The organism is Brevibacterium aurantiacum, from assembly GCF_900169065.1.
In the GTDB taxonomy this organism is placed as follows: domain Bacteria; phylum Actinomycetota; class Actinomycetes; order Actinomycetales; family Brevibacteriaceae; genus Brevibacterium; species Brevibacterium aurantiacum.
Window position 1 is genome coordinate 1 of record NZ_FXZB01000059.1, and the last position, 2,019, is coordinate 2,019.

The following is a 2,019-nucleotide window of genomic DNA, read 5'->3' on the forward strand; positions in this document are numbered from 1 at the left end:
GGGCACGCGGCGAAAGGAGAATATTAATGGTACGCAAGATCAGGGCCAAACTGGTGTTACAGCTTCGAGCCGAGGGACTTCTGGCAGAGCGATCGCTGGCTCCCAGGCAATGTCACGCAAATCGGTCACGCAGGTCCTCGAGGCCGCCGACGCTGCGGGACTTGGGTGGGATGATGTCAAGGACCGTGCTGACAGTGAAGTGTATGGCCTCCTGTTCCCGGGCCGCGGGGACCATGACAGCGTGTTCGCCCAACCTGACTGGAAGGCAGTCCATAAGGAAATGGCCCGGGTCGGGGTGACGCTGAAGCTCCTCCATGGCGAGTACGCCGATGAGTGCGCTGCGGCTGGTGATCCGGCGATGAGTTATGACCGGTTCTGCCGCACCTATCAGCGTCACGTTCTCGTCACCGGTGCAGCTTCTCGTGTGGGACACAAAGCCGCCCAGACCATCGAGGTCGACTGGTCCGGTCCGACAATGCAACTGCACACGGGGGCAGACAAGCCGAAGACGGTCTATCTGTTCGTCGCGTGTCTGCCCTTCAGCAGATACGCATTCGTGCACCCGAGCCTGGACATGAGTCAGGACTCGTGGCTCCGGGCGCATGTGGCGATGTTCACCGCTTTCGGCGGTTCAACACCGCGGATCGTGCCCGACAATCTCAAGACCGGGGTCATCACTCATCCTCGCGACGGTGAAATCGTGCTCAACGACGCCTATCGGGAAATGGCTGCCCACTATTCGGCTGCTGTTCTACCGGGCAGAATCAGGGCACCAAAAGACAAGGCGAGTGTTGAAAATACTGTCGGACATGTCGCCACATGGGTCATCGCGGGCCTGCGTGATCAACGGTTCACATCGCTGCCGAAGTTGACGGCCGCGATCGTCGACAGAGTCTCAGCCTATAATGATGAACCTTTCCAGAAACGTCCCGGATCCAGGACCAGCGTCTTCACCATCGAAGAGAAACCACTGCTGAGCCCGTTGCCGCAGGTGGCCTACGAGATCAGTCAGTGGATCTATGGGCGGCGTGTGGCCAGGAACGGGCATGTCAGCTGGGCGCGCAACTATTACTCGGTGCCGTTTGAGCACATCGGATCCAAAGTCGATCTGCGCATCACCGACCGCAGCCTCGAAGTCTACCGCGGGGACCAGCGAGTCACGACTCACCTGCTGCTGCCAGAGACTGCGGTCAATGAGTATCGCACGAATGATGCTGACCTTCCTGCTGGGGACAGATACCAGCCGTGGGACGCGGCCCGGATACGCCAATGGGCCGAGAGGATCGGGGCGTCGACGCTGGTCGTCATCAATCGCATCTTCGAGTCCGTAGCCATCGACGAGCAAGGACTCAACCCGGCGTTGGCGGTGTTGAGACTCTCCCGCCGCTACTCAGCGGAGCGGGTCGAAGCCGCTTGCCGGATTACGCTGGCGGGGCCGGTGCGGTCGCCACGGTATGCGCATGTGCAACCGCTCCTTGCCACCGGTCAGGACCAGGCCAGACCCGCCCGGACCGAGCCTGTCGAGCACGGCGGCTACGTCCGCGGTGCGTCCTACTATGCAGGAGGGACTCGGTGACTTCGATCGATACAGAGACTAAACGCAAACTGCGCGAAATGGGCGCGGTGGCCCTGCTGGAGGCACTCGAGGCCCAAGACGAGGATCTGACCATGGGAATGAGCTTCGACGAACGGTTGCGACTGGTCGTCGATGAAGCCCATTCGGTATTCAATCACGCCAAAATCGAGGGACTCATCCGCAGGGCCGGGTTGCGCTACCCGGCAGCCGACCTGCGTCAACTCGATAGGGTCGATGAACGCGGCCTGGATCGGAACGTGATCGCCCAGCTGGGGACCTGCAGTTTCATCGAGCGGGGCCAGAACGTCGTGTTCCAAGGGTTCACCGGTTCCGGGAAATCGTACCTGGGGTGCGCCTTGGCCAAACGGGCCTGCCAGCACCGGATCCGTGCGCACTATATTCGCATGCCTGATCTTGAAGAAGCTTGGGCGCAGGCGTTGGAC

Annotated in this window: 1 protein-coding gene and 1 pseudogene; both read left to right on the forward strand. The window is 61.2% G+C overall.

What is annotated here, in order from left to right; all coding sequences use genetic code 11:
* Nucleotides 1-26 precede the first annotated feature (26 nt).
* A pseudogene (istA, locus tag BAUR9175_RS19035) lies at nucleotides 27-1,576 on the forward strand (IS21 family transposase).
* Nucleotides 1,573-2,019: ATP-binding protein (locus BAUR9175_RS19040; protein ID WP_180959293.1), on the forward strand; the 447-nt coding region annotated here is incomplete at its 3' end. The pseudogene istA and the gene BAUR9175_RS19040, both read left to right, overlap by 4 nt.